Consider the following 16,943-nt stretch of genomic DNA (forward strand, 5'->3'; position numbering starts at 1 on the left):
GGACATGATCGTGTTTTCCCCCGAGATGGTGAATGATCTTTACAGACTTCCGTCTACGTTCGGTGATCATTTCCACACCTAGAGTGATACCCCCAGCACTGTCGACGACAGGCGGGGAAAGCCTCCGGGAACAGTTCAACGACAGCCTTGAAGGCATGAGTCCTGACGATCACGAACAGCTCGGCGGCGTCGAGCCCGCCATCCACACATTCGTCGTGGAGGTGGGCGCGTGAGCCGGTATCACGCTGGCGCTGCTGCTGATGGCCGGGTTCGTCGTCCATGAGCGGCGCAGCGAGCTGCGGGTCTTCCCGCGTACGACATACCAGAGGGGTTTGTCATTGAAGTGGGTCTACCTGACGCTGGGGCTGCTGGCCTTCGGCGTCGCCGTCGAGTCCTTCCTGCCGCTGTTCGGCCAGCGGCTGGCCGGGCTGCCACCCCTCGTCGCGGGGTTCTTCGCCGCGGCGATCTCGCTCGGCTGGTCGCTCACCCAGATCGGCGGCTCGTCGGTGACAGGACACCGGGCGGTACGCCGGTTGCGTGTGCTCGGCCCGGTGCTGCTCGCCGCCGGCCTCCTCCTTCAGGGGCTGCTGCAGCGTGCGGACACGCCGAGCTGGCTGGTGCTCGTCTGGGTGCCGGTGCTGTTCGTCGCAGGTGCGGGCATCGGCCTGGCCTACCCGCATCTGTCGGTGGCCGCGATGTCCAGCACCCGCGATCCGGAGGAAGGCGGCCGGGCGGCGGCGGCGATCGCCACCGTGACGAGCCTGTCGATCGCGTTCGGTACGGCGGTGGGCGGCGTCCTGGTCAACCTGGGCGGCGCCTCGATGCTCGACGCGGCACGGTGCGCGCTGTTCGGCATCGCGATCATCTGCGCGATCGGCGCCCTCACCGCCTATGCCGCCAATCGTACGAGCCTGACGGAACCGGCCGATCAGGCCCGGATCCACCAAGGATCGTGACCGGTTGCCGGGGTCAGGACGGCATGATCGGCCGCGCTGCCCTCACCCTTGCGGGGCGCTCGGCTGATCGGCGGCCGGCTTCGGCTTGCTGACCTGGCCCTCGACGTCGACCACGACCACCTCGACTCCCTCTCTCGAGAACGGGGCCAGCGCGTCTTCCGAGGCCGTGTCGTCGGTCACCAGCGTCCAGGGCCGGGGGAGCCGCACCCAGGCATGGAACGGACCGCGCCCGAGCTTGGCCGCGTGCGCCAGTACGTAGGTCTTACGGGAGTTGCGGGCCATGAGCTCCTTGAGCCGGGTCTGCTGGAGGTCGGCCTCGCAGATCCCTCGGTCGGCGGTGACTCCGTCAGCCCCGAGAAAGACGCGGTCGAACGACATCCGTTCTAGAGACGCCTCGGTGGTGGGGCCCACGAACCCCTGGCTGAGATGGCGCAGCCGGCCGCCGAGGCACTCCACATGGAGGCTCTCGACGTCGCCGAGCTCCTTGAGCACGGTCAAGCTCGTGGTGGCGATGAAGAGCTGGGTGCTGGAACGCAGCTCGTGAGCCAGCGCCGCGACGGTCGAGCCGGCGTCGAGCAGCACGGACTCGCCGGCCCCGATCTGCTGAGCCGCCCATCGGGCGATTCCGTGTTTGGACTCGAAGGCCTCGCCGACGCGCTGGCGCACCGAGTCCTCGGGGTGGGCGACGACGGCCATCGCGCCGCCGAAGGTCCGGGTCAGCAGGCCTTGCGTGGTCAGCCGGGCCAGGTCACGGCGAATGGTGGAGGGCGTCACAGCGAACGTCGAGGACAGTTCTTCGACACTGGCCAGACCACTGGTGGTGGCCAGGCGCACGATCTCGGCGCGCCGACGGTCAGAGTTCCTGGACAACGCTCCTCCTTCTCGGCTTGCGTTCAACGGTCCCGGGTCAGCTCGCCGGACTGGGAGACATCTGGGCGGCTTGCCGCAGCGCCTCGATCATGCTACCGACCTCAGCGATGCCCTTCCCCGCGATGTCGAAGGCGGTTCCGTGATCCACGGACGTGCGGATCACGGGCAGGCCCACGGTGATGTTCACCCCGGCCTCGATGCCGAGGATCTTCACCGGGCCGTGCCCTTGGTCGTGGTACATCGCCACGATGAGGTCGTAGTCACCGCGTCCCGCGACGAAGAAGGCCGTGTCGGCGGGCAGCGGCCCCTGCACGTCGATGCCGTCGGCCTTCAGGACTTCGATGGCGGGGACGATCTTCTCGGCCTCTTCGCCGTAGCCGAACAGGCCGTTCTCGCCGGCGTGCGGGTTGATGCCGCACACTCCGATGCGCGGGTTCTCGATCCCGGCTCGCCTTAGCGCCTCGTGACCCCGGCGGACGGTCCGCTCCACCAGGCCGGGTTCGATCTTCGCGATGGCGTCGATCAGTCCGATGTGCGTGGTGACGTGGATGACCCGGATCTTCGGCGAGGACAACATCATGGACACCTCGCCGGTCTCGGTCAGGTGCGCGAGGAGTTCGGTGTGACCGGGGAAGATGTAGCCGCCCGCGTGCAGGGCCTCCTTGTTCAGCGGCGCCGTGCAGATCGCCTGCACCTCCCCGGCCATCGCCAGCTCGCTGGCCACCCGAACATAGTGGTACGCGGCCGCCCCGGCCACGGGGGAGATCTTCCCCCAGGGCAGGTCCTCCGGCAGGAGCCCCAGGTCGATGACGTTGAGGCGGCCCGGCTGGAACACGGCGTCGGCCACTGTGTCGATCGCGACGATCTCGGTGTCGATCCCGAGGATGCCGGCCGCCTGGCGCAGCCGTACGGCATCGCCGATGACGACGGGACGGCAGAGTGCGGCGGTGCCGGCGTCTTGGAGGGCGCCGACGATGACTTCCGGACCCACACCGGCACCGTCACCCATGGTGACGGCGATGATCGGAGTGGCCGCGGTGCGAGGCTGTCGGCTGACGCCGGCAGTGCTGATGCTCACTTCGGGACCTTTCGCTTGGTTCTGAGAGAGGGTGGGGTTAAGAGATTCGAGGGAGTGCGGGGCCAGGGCCCTGACGATCTCGACGAGCGAGTCGGCTTCCCCGAAGCTGCCCGGGCGGGTGACCACGGAACGGCCGTCGGCCGTCCGGGAGTGGACGGCTCCCGGGTGCACCTGCCCGACCGGGGTCAGTTCCCGCACCTGGAGGGCGTCCAGGACGCGCCGGGCGGTCTCGCCGCCGGTCAGGACGAGGTCCACCGGACTCTCGTACGCGCGCACCGCGTCCGCGACGGCCTCGGCCAGCCGGCTCGCGATGTCACGGGAGGCCGCCGGGAGAACGACGCCGGCGGAGTCGAGGTAGGCCACGACCGCTCGGTTGCCGAGGGGAATGCGGGGGAGGAGTTCGCGGCCGTCGGGTGTGCCGAGGAGGGCTGTCAGAGGCAGGGCCACGGGCACGGCTCCGGCCTCGGTCAGCCGGCGCACCTGTTCGGCCGCGACCGGCTCGGCACTGCCCACCACGACGAGCGGCGCCGGGCAGCCCACGCCACCGTGCCCTGGAACAAGCGGATGCTCCCCGGCAGCCGGGTCCAGACTCCGCAGATGACGCCCGAGCGCGTCGGCGAGCCCGCCGGATCCGACCAGCCGCACCGACGGCACGGCCAGCGCGGCGCGCAGCACGGCGTCCAGATCCTGATCCGTCTCCGCGTCGCACAGCGCGATGTGCGCATCCCGCGCGCAGGAGGCGATCGCATCGGCAAGGCGATCCGATCGCACGGTCGCGAGGTCCAGCACGCGGGCCGGGAACGGCGCCAGAGCCGCCTCGACCGACGCCGGAGCAGGGACGCCGTCCACCGCCCAGGCGTTCACCTCGTGGAGCGCGAGACCGGCCACGTACAGCACGCCGTCGCGTACCACCCGATCCAGGCTGGGCAGGGCGGGGGCGACGACGACGGCGGCGCCAGGCGTCGCGAGCGCGGCCACCTCCGCCGCGACGTTGCCGCGCAGCAGAGAGTCGATCTTCTTGAAGATCAGCCGCGGCCGCCCGGCTGAGGCCAGGGCGAGCGTGGAACGCACCGCCGTGGCGGCTTCGGCGGGCTGCCGGTGCCGGGAGTCGGTGTCGACGACCAGGATGTCGGCGAGTTCGCGCTCGCCGCGCACGGCGTCATGGGCGAGAAGAATCCTCGTGCGTGTTCCGCGCATCATGACTCGTGCTGCGGACTCGGCTGCCCCCGACAGGTCGTCGGCCACGATGAGGACACCGTGCGCGGCCGTGCTGGGAATGGGCCTCAAGGAACCCCCGGTGTGATTGATCTTTACAGGTCAGAAGGGCTCTCGCGGCGTTCGCTAACCCTTATGCGCGATCGCTTCTGAGCGAGGCGGGCACGTCGACGTATCCTTCGTCTTTACTGGATGATGTCACAGCTTGCACAAAATGCGCTAGGGCTCTTGCGCGAAATGCGCAGTCGTGTAATGGTGCAGCAACGTCGTTGTGACGTGGGAAACATCCGGTCCTGGCAGACGGCCGCTGCTGAGCGGCGTACCACTGCGGACGGTTCAGAAAGCGAGAAGCCCAGTGACTCATTCCGGAAGCGGCCCCCAGTTCTCCCGTCGCAGCCTTCTCCGTCTCGGCGCTCTCACAGGTGCGGCCATGACCCTGAGTCCCCTCGCCGCCTGCGCGGGACCGGGGAGCGCGCCCGGCGTGGGCTCCAGCGGCGGGCCCGCCGGCGGCTCCGGCATCACCCTGGCGCTCAACCGCTCGCTCGTGTCGCTGGACAACAAGCTCAACCAGTTCGACGCCGCCGTCACCGTCCAGCGCGGCGTCCGTCAGGCGCTGACCTTCATCGACCCGAAGCTCACCGTTCAGCACGTCCTGGCCGAGCGGTTCGAGCTGACGGCTCCCACCGAGTGGACGGTCAAGCTGCGCGACGGCGTCCGCTACTCCGACGGCAGCCCGGTCACGGTCGAAGACGTCGCAACCGCGCTGGAGATGTACCAGAAGGTCCCCGGATCGTTCCTGGCCGGCCTCTTCCCCGAATGGCCGACGGTCACCCCCGTCGACGCCGCCACCTTCAAGCTCGTCACGAAGCATCCGGTGCCGACACTCGACTATCTGATGGCGAACATCCTCATCACCCCCGCCGCCGCCAACAAACCGGAGGAACTCCAGGGCGGCGTGGGATCGGGCCCTTACGTCGTCACCGCCGCGAACCGGGGCACCGGCGAGTACACGCTGCAGGTCAACGACAAGTACTGGGGCCCCGCGCCCGCGATCAAGACCGTACAGGTCAGGTTCCTGCCGGAGGAGGCGAACCGCGTCGTCGCGCTGCGCAGCGGCGAGGTCGACGTGATCGACGCGATCTCCCCCGATGCGATCAGCCAGCTGTCGGGGCTGGGTGACGTGGAGGTGCAGCAGGTGCCGAGCACGCGGATCACTCAGCTCTTCTACAACTTCCGCAAGCCCGCCGGGCACCCGCTCGCCGACCCGCGCGTACGTGAGGCGCTGAGCTACGCCATCAACGGTCCGTCCCTGATCAAGGACGTCTTCGCCGATTCGGTCTCCCCCGCTCGGGGCGTGGTGGCCGACACCCTGACCGGCGCGGTCCAGACGGGTGAATACGTCTACGACCCGCAGAAGGCCAAGCAGATGCTCGAGGCCGCCGGAGTGAAGGATCTCAAGATCAAGATCATCTGGGAGACCGGAGAGTTCGCCAACGACACGAGCGTCATGGAGGCGGTGGTGGAGATGCTCAAGGCCGTCGGCGTGCAGGCCGAACTCCAGCAGTTCCAGCCGGGCGGCGACATCTCCAAGTGGCGGCAGGGAAGGGGCGGCGACTGGGACATCCTCGGCAACGGCTACCCCGGCCCGACCGGGCTGGCGCTGACGCCGCTGCAGGGCATGTTCGCCGGCACGAAGGAAAAGGAGGCTACCCGGGACACCTACCAGGGCTACGTGTTCCCCAAGATCGCCGCCTTGTTGGAGAAGGCCTCGCAGGAAACCGACAAGGCCGCCCGGGAGAGCATCCTCGCCACCGCCCAGAAGGAGATCTGGAACACCTGGCCCTGCATGTGGGCCTTCGTTCCCAAGACCGTCATCGCCCGGCGCAAGCGCGTGGAGAACGTGCTGCTCAGTCCCACCAACTCCTACGAACTCGCATCCGTGCGACTGAATGGATGAATCGTGGTCCGCTATGTTGCGCAGCGTGTCGGGCAGAGCATCCTGGCGATCTTCCTGACCGTCTCCACGGTGTTCGTCCTCGTACGGCTGGCACCAGGGGATCCGGCGGCCGCCTACGCCAGCCCGCTGGCCACCACGGCTGAGCTCGACCGCATCCGCGCCCAGTTCGGCCTGGACAAACCGCTCATACAGCAGTACGGGATCTTCGTCCAGGACCTGTTCCACGGCAACCTGGGCACGTCCTTCTCCTTCCAGGCCCCCGCCCTGGACGTCGTCCTCAGCCGGATGCCGTACACCATCATGCTCGCCGTGTCCGCCATCCTGTTCGCCGCGGTCGTGGCCATCCCGGCCGGTGTCTGGATGGCCAGGCACGCCGACACCGCCCGCGAGCTGGGGGCCAACGTGGCCATGATCGCCGGGCAGTCCATGCCGGAGTTCTGGAGCGGCATCATGCTGCTGACCATCTTCGCCGTGCTCGTCCCCGTGCTCCCGGCATCTGGTTTCACCAGCTGGGCCGGCCTCGTCCTGCCCACCGTGACCGTCGGCATCCTGCAGATCGCGCTGATCTCCCGCCTGGTGCGCCGGGAGATGGGAGCCGGGTTCGCGGCCCCCTATCTGACGATCGCCCGCGCCCGCGGCATTTCCGAACGCGGCCTGACCTGGCGCTACGCCATGGGCAACTCGGCCGTCCCGGTGGTGACCGCGCTCGGCACCCGCTTCGCCGCCATGCTCAACGGCGTGGTGGTGGTCGAGGTCGTCTTCGCCTGGCCAGGTGTCGGATCGCTCGTCGTGCGCGCGCTGGAGACCAGGGACTACCCGCTGATCCAGGCGACTGTCCTGGTCACGGCCGTCCTGACCGTGCTCGTCCAGCTCCTCATCGACCTCACCTACCCGCTGCTCGACCCGCGGGTACGACTCGGGAAGGCGGTGGCCTCATGACCGCCACGACAGTCGGCCCCGCCGACGGCTCCGGCAGCCGGGACACCGCGGCGCCCGCCGCGCGGCCCAGCGCGGTGACCGCCAAGGATCTCGCCCGATCCGCGGCGGCCCGCCGCCGTAAGAGCGCGCGGCTGAAGATATGGGTCGGCTCGGTGGCCGTGGCCCTTGTCGTCCTGCCCGTCGCCTTGGCCGGCCTCCTGCCGATCCCCGGACCGGACGCGCAGAGCCTCAGCCTGCGTCGCCTGCCGCCCCTGACCGACGGGCACCTGTTCGGAACCGACCAGCTCGGCAGGGACCTGCTCTCCCGGGTCCTGCACGGCGGCCAGGTCTCGCTCACCGTCGGCGTGCTGGCCATCGTCGTGTCCGGCGTCATCGGCCTCATCGCCGGCGCGGCGGCCGGATTCTTCGGCGGCTGGGTCGACACCGTGGTCTCCCGCCTGCTGGAAGCGCAGCTGTCGCTGCCTCTGCTGTTGATGCTGCTGCTCGTCGTCGCGCTCTTCGGCCCGTCCATTCCGGTCATCACCTTCGTGATCGCCTTCGCGCAGTGGCCGGAGGTGGCCCGCCTGACGCGTTCCCTGGTGCTCGTCGAGCGAGAGAAACCGTACGTGGCCGCGGCCCGGGTACTCGGCCTGCATCGCATCACCACCCTGCTCCGGCACGTGCTGCCCAACGTGGTCAAGCAGGCCTCGCTCGTGATCCTGCTGCTGCTGGCCCAGGCCGTACTGCTGGAGAGCGCGCTGAGCTATCTGGGTGCCGGTCCGCAGCGCCCGTTCGCCACGTGGGGCCGCATCATCGCCGACGGCCAGGACTACATCACGACGTCGTGGTGGCTGGTCACGCTGCCCGGACTGGTCATCGTGCTGCTCGTCGTCGGTGTCAACCTGCTCGGAGACGGCCTGCGGGACCGCGCTCGCCGGCGCAAGGGCCCGCAGACGGAAGGGAAGGTGAGCCGAGCATGACGGCCGAGTTCGGCGAGGCCGACCGCCCCCTGCTGGAGGTCGAGGACCTGCAGATCGAGCTGATGACCGAGGCCGGCATCGTCCGCGCCGTCGACGGCGTCAGCTTCCTCATCCGCCAGGGCGAAACCGTGACGATCATCGGCGAGTCGGGATCCGGCAAGTCCACCACGGCCATGGGGATCCTGCGGCTGCTCCCCCCGGAGCTGGCGGTTCTCTCCGGCACGGCCCGCTTCCAGGGAGTCGACGTCATCGCCGACCCGCGCGCGGTGCGCGACGTACGCGGGCGTACCGTCTCCCTCATCCCGCAGGATCCGATGACGGCGCTCAGCCCCGTCCACACCATCGGGCAGCAGCTGCGCGAGGCCGTACGGCTGCGGCACCGCGGCCTGTCCAGGACGGAAACCGTCTCGCGCTCCGTCGAGCTGCTGGCCCGGATGCACATCCCGGATCCTGCGTCCCAGCTGGGCAAGTATCCGCATCAGCTGTCGGGCGGCATGCTGCAGCGCGTGCTCATCGCGATCGCGCTCGCCGGATCGCCTGTCCTGCTCGTCGCCGACGAACCCACCTCCGCCCTGGACGTCACCGTCCAGGCCGGCATCCTCGGCCTGCTGCTCGAAGTGCAGGAGAACACCGGTATCGGCATCCTCATGATCACTCATGACATCGGTGTGGCCCGGCTCGTCTCGGACCGCATCCATGTCATGAAGGACGGCCGATTCGTCGAGTCCGGTGAGGCCGAACAGATCGTCAACGCGCCCCGCGACCCGTACACCAGGAAGTTGCTGGCGGCGGTCCCACGGCTCGGCCCGTGGGACGAGGACGGCGAGTCTCCGGACGCGCCCATAGCGCTGGGAGAGTCCCGATGACCGATGACACGTTGCTCGAGGTCGACGGCCTGGTTGTGGATTACCCCGTCGCCCACGGCGTGTTCCGCGCGGTCGACGACGTCAGCTTCAGCGTCCGGCGGGGCGGCACTCTGGCCATCGTGGGGGAGTCGGGCTGCGGCAAGTCCACGATCGCCCGGTCGATCGTCCGGCTGGTCAAGCCCACCGCAGGGCGCATCGTGGTGGGTGGCACCGATATCGCCCGGCTGAGCGAGAAACAGCTGCGGCCCATGCGTAACCGGGTGCAGATGATCTTCCAGGACCCGTACGGATCGCTCGACCCGCACCTGTCGGCGCAGGAGATCGTCGCCGAACCGCTGCGCGTGCGCGGAATGCGCGACAAACGCGCACGGGCCAAGGAAGCGGCCTCGCTCATCGACCAGGTGGGCCTGCCGGCCACGGCCTTGGAGCGCCGCCCGCCGGAGTTCTCCGGTGGCCAGCGCCAGCGCATCGGCATCGCCAGAGCCCTCGCCTCCAAGCCCGACCTGCTGGTCTGCGACGAGGCGACGAGCGCGCTGGACGTGTCCGTGCAGGCGCAGGTCCTCGCCCTGCTGATGAAGATCCGGGCCGAGACCGGCCTCACCTATGTCGTGATCTCCCACAACCTCGGCGTGGTCAGGGAGATCAGCGAGGAGATCATCGTCATGAGCAAGGGGCGGCTGGTCGAGTCCGGCCCGACCCGCAAGGTGCTGGCCGCACCGGCCGACCCCTACACCCGCGCCCTGCGCAGGGCCGCGCTGGATCCGACCGCGATCCAGGGACGTAAGCCGCGCGAGCTGGTGCGGGCCCCGTCCACCACGCAGCTTCCCGCATCACCCGTTCAGCGAGGAACCGACCAATGACATCACCCGTCCGACTGTCCCCGTTGGTCTTGGGGACCATGACGTTCGGTGACACGGCCGACGCGAAAGAGGCCGAGCGCATGCTGGACCTGGCGCTCGAGTCCGGCATCACCGGTGTGGACACCGCGAACGCCTACGCGGGCGGCGCGACCGAATCCATTCTCGGACCACTGCTCGCCACCCGGCGCGACCGGATCGTCCTCGCCACCAAGGCCGGCATGCCCCATCCGGACGCGGGCGATCACGCTCCATTGTCCGCCCGAGGGTTGCGCGCGAGTCTCGAAGGCAGCCTGCGCCGCCTGAACGTCGACCACGTCGACCTGTTCTATCTGCATCAGCCCGACCGCCGTACGCCGCCGGCCGAGACGCTCGGCGTCGTCGCCGAGTTCGTCGCCGAGGGCAAGATCGGCGCGCTCGGCGTCTCCAACTACGCGGCCTGGCAGATCGCGGAGATCAACCACACCGCCGACGCCGTCGGCGCGCCGCGGCCGGTCGTCGCCCAGCAGCTGTACAACCTCCTGGCCCGCAGGGTAGAGGAAGAGTACCTGGAGTTCGCGCGGAGCACCGGCCTGACGACCATGGTCTACAACCCGCTCGGCGGGGGCCTGCTCACCGGGCGTCACACCTTCGAGCAGGACCCCGCCGCCGGCCGCTTCGGCGACTCCAAGCTGGCGCCCATGTACCGGCAGCGTTACTGGAACGGGGCGCTGTTCGAGGCCGTCACCACCCTCGGCGAGATCGCCGCGCAGGCGGGCCTGTCCCTCATCGAGTTGTCCCTGCGGTGGCTGCTGCATCGCGATGGCGTGGGCGCCGTCCTGCTCGGCGGTTCCAAGGCCGAACACCTGCGCGCGAACATCGCGACCGCCGCGGCCGGACCGCTACCCGAGGACGTCGTGGCAGCCTGCGACCGCGTGGGCGCGGCGCTGCGCGGTCCCATGCCCGCCTACAACCGATGAGAGCCCACTACCGAGGAGAACGCCAGCAGTGAGCATCACCGACTTCACCGCCAGGATCCGGGCCAGGCAACCCGCGCTGGGCTACTGGTCCGTCCTCGATTCGCCGGTGTCCACTGAGCGCATCGCGCGCCTCGGCTACGACTACGTGTGCCTGGACGCCCAGCACGGACTGCTGGGCTACTCGGGTCTGCTGAACAGCCTGACGGCGATCGACGCGGGCGGCGTGTCCGCGGGCCTGGTCAGGGTCGAGGCGAACGATGCCGCCCGCATCGGCCGAGCCCTCGACGCGGGCGCCGCGGGCGTCATCGTGCCGCTCATCGACACCGCCGACGACGCCGCCGCGGCCGTCTCCGCGACCCGCTATCCGCCGAAGGGGCGCCGCTCGTACGGGCCGATGCGCTCGGCGCTGCGCATCGGACCGCGCCCCGCCGACAGCGACGCCACCGTGCTGGTTCTAGCCATGATCGAGACGGCCCAGGGTCTGGCGAACATCGAGGCGATCTGCGCCACCCCCGGCCTGGATGGGGTCTACGTCGGCCCGTCCGATCTGGCCCTGGCCCTGGGCGCCGCCTTCCCCGGCGATCCCGCGATCGCCGCCCGGTTCGAGGACGCGCTGGTCACGGTGCGCGAAGCCGCCAAGTCCGCCGGTATCGCCGCCGGCATACACACACCCGACGGCGCCGGCGCCGCCAAGCGCCTGGCCGAGGGATACACCTTCGCGTCCATCGCTTCAGACCTCGTCCACCTCGAACAGGTGGCCAAATCCCACCTGACCGACGCCCGAGCCCAGTCTTCCCGCGGAGCCCAGTCTTCCCGCGGAGCCCAGTCTTCCCGCGGAGACCAGTCTTCCCAAGGAGAATCGTGAGCGAGCCCCAGCCCGCCGTCGCCGACCTGCCCATGGATGGCGTGATCCGCGTACACGACGCCGATCCGGACCGCCACGAGGCGTACCTGATCGCGCCCGCCGTGCAGAACCACGCGGCCAACATCATGGCGCTGGGCAACGGCGATCTCGGCTGCGTGTGGTTCGGCGGCACGCAGGAAGGCGTCGCTGACATCTCCATCTGGTTCTCCCGGCTGGAGAAGGGGGCGGAGGCCTGGTCCACGCCGACGCGGCTGTCCGACGATCTGACGCGTTCCGAGCAGAACCCTGTCCTGTTCCCCACTCCCGCCGACGAGCTGTGGCTGCTGTACACCGCCCAGCGCGCCGGCAACCAGGACACCGCCGAAGTCCGCTGCCGCATCTCGCGGGACGACGGTCACACCTGGGGACCCGTACGTACCCTTTTCCCCGCCACGAGCCGCGGTGGCGTCTTCGTCCGGCAGCCCGTGCTCGTGCTGCCGTCCGGCCGATGGCTGCTGCCCGTCTTCAACTGCGTCACCACACCGGGCAAGCGCTGGGTCGGCGACCGTGACACCAGCTCTCTCATGATCTCCGACGACGAGGGGCGGACCTGGCGCGAACAGCCCGTCCCCGAGAGCACCGGCTGCGTCCACATGAACGTCCATCTGCTGGCCGACGGCACGCTGCTCGCGCTGTTCCGCAGCCGCTGGGCGGATGCGATCTACGCGAGCCGGTCGACGGACGAGGGCGAGACCTGGAGCGTTCCCGCCGTCACCGAACTGCCCAACAACAATTCCTCCATCCAGTACGTCACCCTGAGCGACGACCGGCTGGCACTGGTGTTCAACGCCAGTAGCGCGGCCGACGCCGTCGAGCGCCGGGTGTCCCTGTACGACGAGATCGACGACGACGGGCTCGCCGCCACCCCGGCGAGTCCGACCGGCGAAGAGTCCGCAGCCGTCGGGGGCGATGAGCGGACCGCGTTCTGGGGCGCCCCGCGTGCGCCCATGACCCTCGCACTGTCCGCGGACGGGGGTCGCACGTGGCCGATCCGCCGCGATCTGGAAGTCGGCGACGGCTACTGCCTGACCAACAACTCTCGTGACGGACTCAACCGGGAGTTCTCCTACCCCTCCATCCAGGAAACCGCCGACGGTGACCTGCACATCGTCTTCACCTACCACCGCCGCGTCATCAAGTACGTCCGGGTACGACCCGAATGGGCCGCCCGTACCGAAGGGCTCTGAGGTGTCGACACACGCGGACGAGCCACAGCACGCGGTGGTGACCGGGGCCAGCTCCGGCATCGGCCAGGCCATCGCCGCGCGCCTGCTCTCCGAGGGCTGGAGAGTCACCGGGATGAGCCGCACCCGGCCTCCGGAGTACGAGCAGGACACGCCGGCCTACTCGTGGATCCAGGCCGATCTGACCGACCTCGACCAGTTGGCCGACACATCGGCCTCGGTGGGCGCCGTCGACGCCGTCGTCCACGCGGCCGGCCTGCAGCGCTCCGCGCCGCTCGGCGGTCTGTCGGCACAGGACGGCGCCCTCATGTGGCGGGTCCACGTCGAGGCGGCGACCGTCCTGGTGAACGCCCTCGTCGGCGCGATCCGCCCCGGTGGTCGCGTCGTGCTGATCGGAAGCCGCACGATGGCGGGCGCGGCGGGCAAGAGCCAGTACGCGGCGACCAAGGCCGCGCTCGCGGGCTTGTCCCGTTCGTGGGCCATGGAGCTGGCTCCGCGTGGCATCACCGTCAACGTGGTCGCCCCCGGGCCGACCGACACCCCCATGCTGCGAGACCCCGGACGCGCCGCCACCCCGCCACGGGTTCCGCCGCTGGGCCGGTTCATCCGGCCCGAGGAGGTGGCGGGGCTGACGGCTTTCCTGCTCGGCCCGGAAGGAGGGGCGGTCACCGGGCAGCACCTGGTGATGTGCGGCGGCGCGTCACTGTGAACCGCCGGCTCCCGCTCCGGGGGTCGGCACACGCCCGCTGACCACGGCACCCCGCGCCCGAGCGGGGCCCGAGGCCACGATCTCGCTCACCCCCGCGTCGCCGCGTAACCGCACGCTGCCGGGAAGCTCGGTGTAGCGGGCGGACGAACAGGGCATGCCAGTCGCCGATCAGGCCCAAGTCGCTCAGCGCGCCGCGCCATTCCTGCTCGTCGTCGGGGTCAAGGGTGGGCGGCCCCGCTGCTGCGCGCGTTCGGCGAGCTGGACACCGATCAGCGGGCTTCCTGGAAGGGCTGCGGCGCTGGGCCACGGCCGCGCTGGACTGAACTCCTGGCTTGGGACAGGCGAGCACGACCGTCAAAGGTGGTGGATGCGGCGGCCCGTGATCTGGTGCGGGACGATGCGGATGTACAGGTGCCGCTCGCCGCCCGCCCACGGGGTGACGTCGGATTCGGTGACCTCCGACAGTTCACCGGGGGATATGTGGTGGGCGGGGCCCTGTATGAGGACGCTCCATCCCTCGCGCTGGGCGTCGTCGATCCGGTCCACTTCGAACCCGACCTTGATCTCCACGCCTTCCACGCCGGTGCGCAGATCCTGGTCCATGGGGCCGCCTGGCGCGGTGCGGAAGACGATGAAGCCGTGGTGGAGTCTGTAGTTGACGGGCAGCACGGTCGGGCCGTGGGAGCCGTTGAAGGCCACCCGGCCGATGCCGCCGGGCTCGATCAGCTTGAGGCATTCTTCGGGGTCCAGGCTCTCCAGCGTGGGAGCCGCCTTGGCGCGGCCGCGGCCGGGTGGCTGGTCGATGCCTCCGCCGAGGAGGTCGTCGACGGTGGTCTCCAGGGCTCCGGCCAGGCGGTACATGGTTTCGGCGGTGGGTGTGCCGGGGCGTTCCTCCAGGTATTGGAGGTAGCCGGGTGACATGTCCGCGCGTTCGGCGACCTGTTCGACGGTCAGACCGAGTCGCACGCGGTGATGGGTGATGCGACGTCCGAGGTCGCCGGTGCTTGTCATGATGGTTCCTCCTTGCCGCCTGGTGAAAGGCTCGCTGGAAAAGGTCAGGCTTTCTACGCCGTTGATATGGGCCTGCCGGTGATCGGCGTGGATGGAGAGCTGATGCCCGCGGAAGCGGTGGATGCCCTCGGCGGTGGTGCCGTGCTGGAGGTCGTTGATGTCGCTGACCAGTGCTTCGGCGAAGTACTGCCAGGAGCGGGCCCGGTCGGTGCGGGAGAGTACCCAGGCGTGTACGACGGCGCTGAGGGTGGAGCCGTGGCTGGTGCGGTCGAGGTAGTAGCCGATCATGCGGGGGATCAGGTCCGGCGTGGCCGGGTAGCCGAGCCGGTGCAGGATCTCCATCAGCTCGTCGGAGGTGAGCAGGTAGCACAGCATCAGGGTGTCGGCCTGCTTGGCCGCCTTGTAGCTCCGGGTCGGCCACCTCCAGCCGGGCGTCCCGCCACAAGCGCTCCCAGGCCGTTACCTGCCGGGCGAGCAGCTCGTCGAACCGCGGAGCCCGGCGTACGGTACGGATCGCCGCGGAGCGGGCGTCGTGGACGGCGTAGTCGCGCGAGGTCACCAAGGCCACAGTCTTGGTCAGCATGGCCGATTCGCCCCGCGCGAGGTCGAGCACGTGATGGGCGGCGATCGGGTCCCCTTCGCGGATCACCTCGCGGGCGGGGGAGACGGTGTCGGTACGGCAGGCGAGCGCCACGGTGATCCGGGAGGAGCGCGTGGTGGCGGTCAGCCAGGCCAGGCCGTTCCGGTCGCCGGTGTCATGGCAGATGAGGTGGTCGCCACGCAGCTCGCGGTAGCGCGCCACGCCGCTGTTGGTCACCCCGCCGTCCAGGGTGGCGCGAACGCGCAGCGGGCCGGACCAGCTCTCGGCGGTGAAGGTGGTCTCGAGCGCGGCCAGGTACGGGTCGGCCATGGACACCAGACGGCGTTGCCGTACCGCGGTGACGCGGCCCGACTCATCGCGCCGGCGCAGCGCCCGGTGCAGGATCCCCTGGCGCATGTCGAGCTCCTGGCGGTAGTCCAGCAGTTCGGCCCGCTCAGGGCGGAACCACGCCGAACCGGGGGTGGCGAAGGTGACAGGCAACCAGTCGGGCAGGTTGACCAGATCCTCGTTGGTCACCGTCCGCCCCGCGATGGTGGAGTCCAGGCGGTCGTAGCACCCCGCGACGTAGGTGCCCGGTGTCCGCAGCTCACCGTCAGGGGTCGCGCCGCGCGTGGCGAAACGGCCGTTTCCCAGCGTGTACAGCGCCTCGCGCAATCCCTCGGAAGCCGGATCGAAGCCCTCGTAGGACAGGACCCATGGGTTCATGGCGGGCTCGCGGGGGCACCGCCCCACATCGGGACTTCGATGACGTCGTCGTGCTTCCAGGTGAGCTCGTCGTGGACGGCGACGACGCCGTCGATGCTCTCGGCCATGCGGACGGCGGCGATGGACTCGGTGTGCCTGCTGACGACCCCGGTCAGGGTGACGACGCCTTCGGCCACCTTGATGCCGAGCCCGCTCGGGTCGGTCCACATGGTGCTGGTCGGGATGCCGGCCAGCACCAGCTTCCGGATCTCCTCGTCGGTGCGGAGGAAGACCTTGAGCAGGTCGCGGCGGCTGACGATGCCGACGAGTTTGCCGTCGGCGTCGATGACGGGCAGTCGCTTGACGCCGTGGGTGTCCATGAGGCGGGCGGCGAGCACGATGGGGGAGTCGGGTGTGGTGACGTGGGCGGGTGCGGTCATCAGTTCGCCGGCGGTCTCGCCGAGCGCCTTGTAGGAGCCGGTGCCCTCGCTGCCCATGACGTGGCGGATGCGGGCGCGTAGTGGCGGCCGGTAGGCGTCGTCGTAGTAGAGCTCCTTGAATTCCTCCTTGGCCAGTAGGTCGGCCTCGGACACCACGCCGAGTACGTGGTCGTCGTCGTCGAGCACGGGCATGCCGCTGACGGCTTTGCCGATGAGCAGGTCGGCGACGGTGCGGAAGGAGGCTTGGTGGTTGACGGCGGCCACGTCGGTGGTCATCACGTCCTGGACGGTCATTCTCATGGCGATCACCTCAGGTGCCTGACCCGGACGATGCCCGGCACGGTGCGGGCCGGCACGTCGGCGATCCGATCTCCCCGTACGCGCAGCAGGTCGAGCTCGCTGACGACGCCGACCAGGTGGTCGGTGTCGTCGGTGACAGGGGCGGCGGTGATGTGATGGCCGTGCAGCGACCGGATGGCCTGCCGTACCGGGTCGGTGCGGCGGACGGTGATGGCCGGGCTGCTCATGACCTCGCCTACGAGCATGGCTATCTGGCCTCCCAGGTGGAGTCGTCGTGCTTCCAGGTGAGCTCGTCGATGACGTCGACCACGCCGTTGACCCGGCCGGTCATCCGTACGGCGATCGCGGTCTCGGTCTTACGGTCCATCTGGCCGCTCAGTGTCACCACGCCGTGGCGTACCTGGACCACGACGGCGGAGGTGTCCACCCACAGCCCTCGGTCGAGGATGTCCTC

The 16,943-nt window shown here is 69.7% G+C and carries 17 protein-coding genes and 1 pseudogene; 10 read left to right on the forward strand and 8 right to left on the reverse strand.

What is annotated here, in order from left to right:
* The first annotated feature begins 260 nt into the window (after window positions 1-260).
* Window positions 261-956: an MFS transporter gene (locus tag AB0L53_RS58520; RefSeq protein ID WP_364015537.1), complete on the forward strand. Its 696-nt coding sequence runs from the start codon at window positions 261-263 to the stop codon at window positions 954-956.
* Window positions 957-998: 42 nt separating this feature from the next.
* Here AB0L53_RS58520 and AB0L53_RS58525 read toward each other — a convergent pair whose 3' ends face one another.
* Entirely contained in the window at window positions 999-1,826 is an 828-nt protein-coding gene (locus AB0L53_RS58525; protein WP_364015540.1) for a DeoR/GlpR family DNA-binding transcription regulator, read from the reverse strand.
* A 37-nt stretch (window positions 1,827-1,863) separates the two neighbouring features.
* Window positions 1,864-4,191 (reverse strand): 4-hydroxythreonine-4-phosphate dehydrogenase PdxA, encoded by a 2,328-nt coding sequence (gene pdxA, locus AB0L53_RS58530; protein ID WP_364015543.1) that lies wholly within the window; start codon window positions 4,189-4,191, stop codon window positions 1,864-1,866.
* A gap of 358 nt (window positions 4,192-4,549) precedes the next feature.
* Between pdxA and AB0L53_RS58535 the strand changes: the two genes are divergently transcribed.
* Genes AB0L53_RS58535 through AB0L53_RS58575 form a run of 9 tightly spaced genes read left to right on the forward strand, consistent with a single transcriptional unit; the run spans window position 4,550 to window position 13,453 of the window.
* On the forward strand, window positions 4,550-6,076 hold the full coding sequence (locus AB0L53_RS58535) for an ABC transporter substrate-binding protein (RefSeq protein ID WP_364015546.1): 1,527 nt from the start codon (window positions 4,550-4,552) through the stop codon (window positions 6,074-6,076).
* 3 nt (window positions 6,077-6,079) lie between these two features.
* On the forward strand, window positions 6,080-7,015 hold the full coding sequence (locus AB0L53_RS58540; protein WP_357956532.1) for an ABC transporter permease: 936 nt from the start codon (window positions 6,080-6,082) through the stop codon (window positions 7,013-7,015).
* Window positions 7,012-7,974 (forward strand): ABC transporter permease, encoded by a 963-nt coding sequence (locus AB0L53_RS58545; RefSeq protein WP_364015549.1) that lies wholly within the window; start codon window positions 7,012-7,014, stop codon window positions 7,972-7,974. Before AB0L53_RS58540 ends, AB0L53_RS58545 begins: the two co-directional genes overlap by 4 nt.
* Complete coding sequence (locus AB0L53_RS58550) at window positions 7,971-8,840, forward strand: ABC transporter ATP-binding protein (protein WP_364015552.1); 870 nt, start codon at window positions 7,971-7,973, stop codon at window positions 8,838-8,840. The genes AB0L53_RS58545 and AB0L53_RS58550 overlap by 4 nt, the downstream gene beginning before the upstream one ends.
* The gene (locus tag AB0L53_RS58555) at window positions 8,837-9,700 is read left to right on the forward strand and encodes an ABC transporter ATP-binding protein (protein ID WP_364015555.1); all 864 of its coding nucleotides are present in this window, start codon (window positions 8,837-8,839) and stop codon (window positions 9,698-9,700) included. The genes AB0L53_RS58550 and AB0L53_RS58555 overlap by 4 nt, the downstream gene beginning before the upstream one ends.
* The gene (locus AB0L53_RS58560) at window positions 9,697-10,656 is read left to right on the forward strand and encodes an aldo/keto reductase (RefSeq protein WP_364015558.1); all 960 of its coding nucleotides are present in this window, start codon (window positions 9,697-9,699) and stop codon (window positions 10,654-10,656) included. The genes AB0L53_RS58555 and AB0L53_RS58560 overlap by 4 nt, the downstream gene beginning before the upstream one ends.
* Window positions 10,657-10,684: 28 nt before the next feature.
* Window positions 10,685-11,521: an aldolase/citrate lyase family protein gene (locus AB0L53_RS58565; RefSeq protein ID WP_364015561.1), complete on the forward strand. Its 837-nt coding sequence runs from the start codon at window positions 10,685-10,687 to the stop codon at window positions 11,519-11,521.
* Window positions 11,518-12,747, forward strand: coding sequence for an exo-alpha-sialidase (locus tag AB0L53_RS58570; RefSeq protein WP_364015564.1), 1,230 nt, complete (start codon window positions 11,518-11,520; stop codon window positions 12,745-12,747). Before AB0L53_RS58565 ends, AB0L53_RS58570 begins: the two co-directional genes overlap by 4 nt.
* A 1-nt stretch (window position 12,748) precedes the next feature.
* A complete protein-coding gene (locus AB0L53_RS58575; RefSeq protein WP_364015567.1) occupies window positions 12,749-13,453 on the forward strand; it encodes an SDR family oxidoreductase in 705 nt (234 codons plus the stop codon).
* On the opposite strand, the gene AB0L53_RS58580 is transcribed toward AB0L53_RS58575, so the two are convergent.
* From AB0L53_RS58580 to AB0L53_RS58605, 6 genes and pseudogenes are all read right to left on the reverse strand, one after another.
* Window positions 13,445-13,609 (reverse strand): hypothetical protein, encoded by a 165-nt coding sequence (locus AB0L53_RS58580; protein ID WP_364015570.1) that lies wholly within the window; start codon window positions 13,607-13,609, stop codon window positions 13,445-13,447. The two genes, AB0L53_RS58575 and AB0L53_RS58580, sit on opposite strands and share 9 nt — an antisense overlap.
* Before the next feature lie 198 nt (window positions 13,610-13,807).
* On the reverse strand, window positions 13,808-14,839 hold the full coding sequence (locus tag AB0L53_RS58585; RefSeq protein WP_364015573.1) for a pyridoxamine 5'-phosphate oxidase family protein: 1,032 nt from the start codon (window positions 14,837-14,839) through the stop codon (window positions 13,808-13,810).
* A gap of 232 nt (window positions 14,840-15,071) precedes the next feature.
* Window positions 15,072-15,770, reverse strand: a pseudogene (locus AB0L53_RS58590) (glycoside hydrolase family 65 protein); the annotation flags it as partial.
* The gene (locus AB0L53_RS58595) at window positions 15,767-16,489 is read right to left on the reverse strand and encodes a CBS domain-containing protein (RefSeq protein WP_364015576.1); all 723 of its coding nucleotides are present in this window, start codon (window positions 16,487-16,489) and stop codon (window positions 15,767-15,769) included. The pseudogene AB0L53_RS58590 and the gene AB0L53_RS58595, both read right to left, overlap by 4 nt.
* Before the next feature lie 5 nt (window positions 16,490-16,494).
* Window positions 16,495-16,734: a CBS domain-containing protein gene (locus AB0L53_RS58600; protein ID WP_364015579.1), complete on the reverse strand. Its 240-nt coding sequence runs from the start codon at window positions 16,732-16,734 to the stop codon at window positions 16,495-16,497.
* A gap of 2 nt (window positions 16,735-16,736) precedes the next feature.
* The coding region (locus AB0L53_RS58605) for a BON domain-containing protein (RefSeq protein WP_364015582.1) at window positions 16,737-16,943 on the reverse strand (207 nt) is incomplete at its 5' end.

The sequence above is a fragment of the Nonomuraea sp. NPDC052129 genome, from assembly GCF_040680095.1.
In the GTDB taxonomy this organism is placed as follows: Bacteria; Actinomycetota; Actinomycetes; order Streptosporangiales; family Streptosporangiaceae; genus Nonomuraea.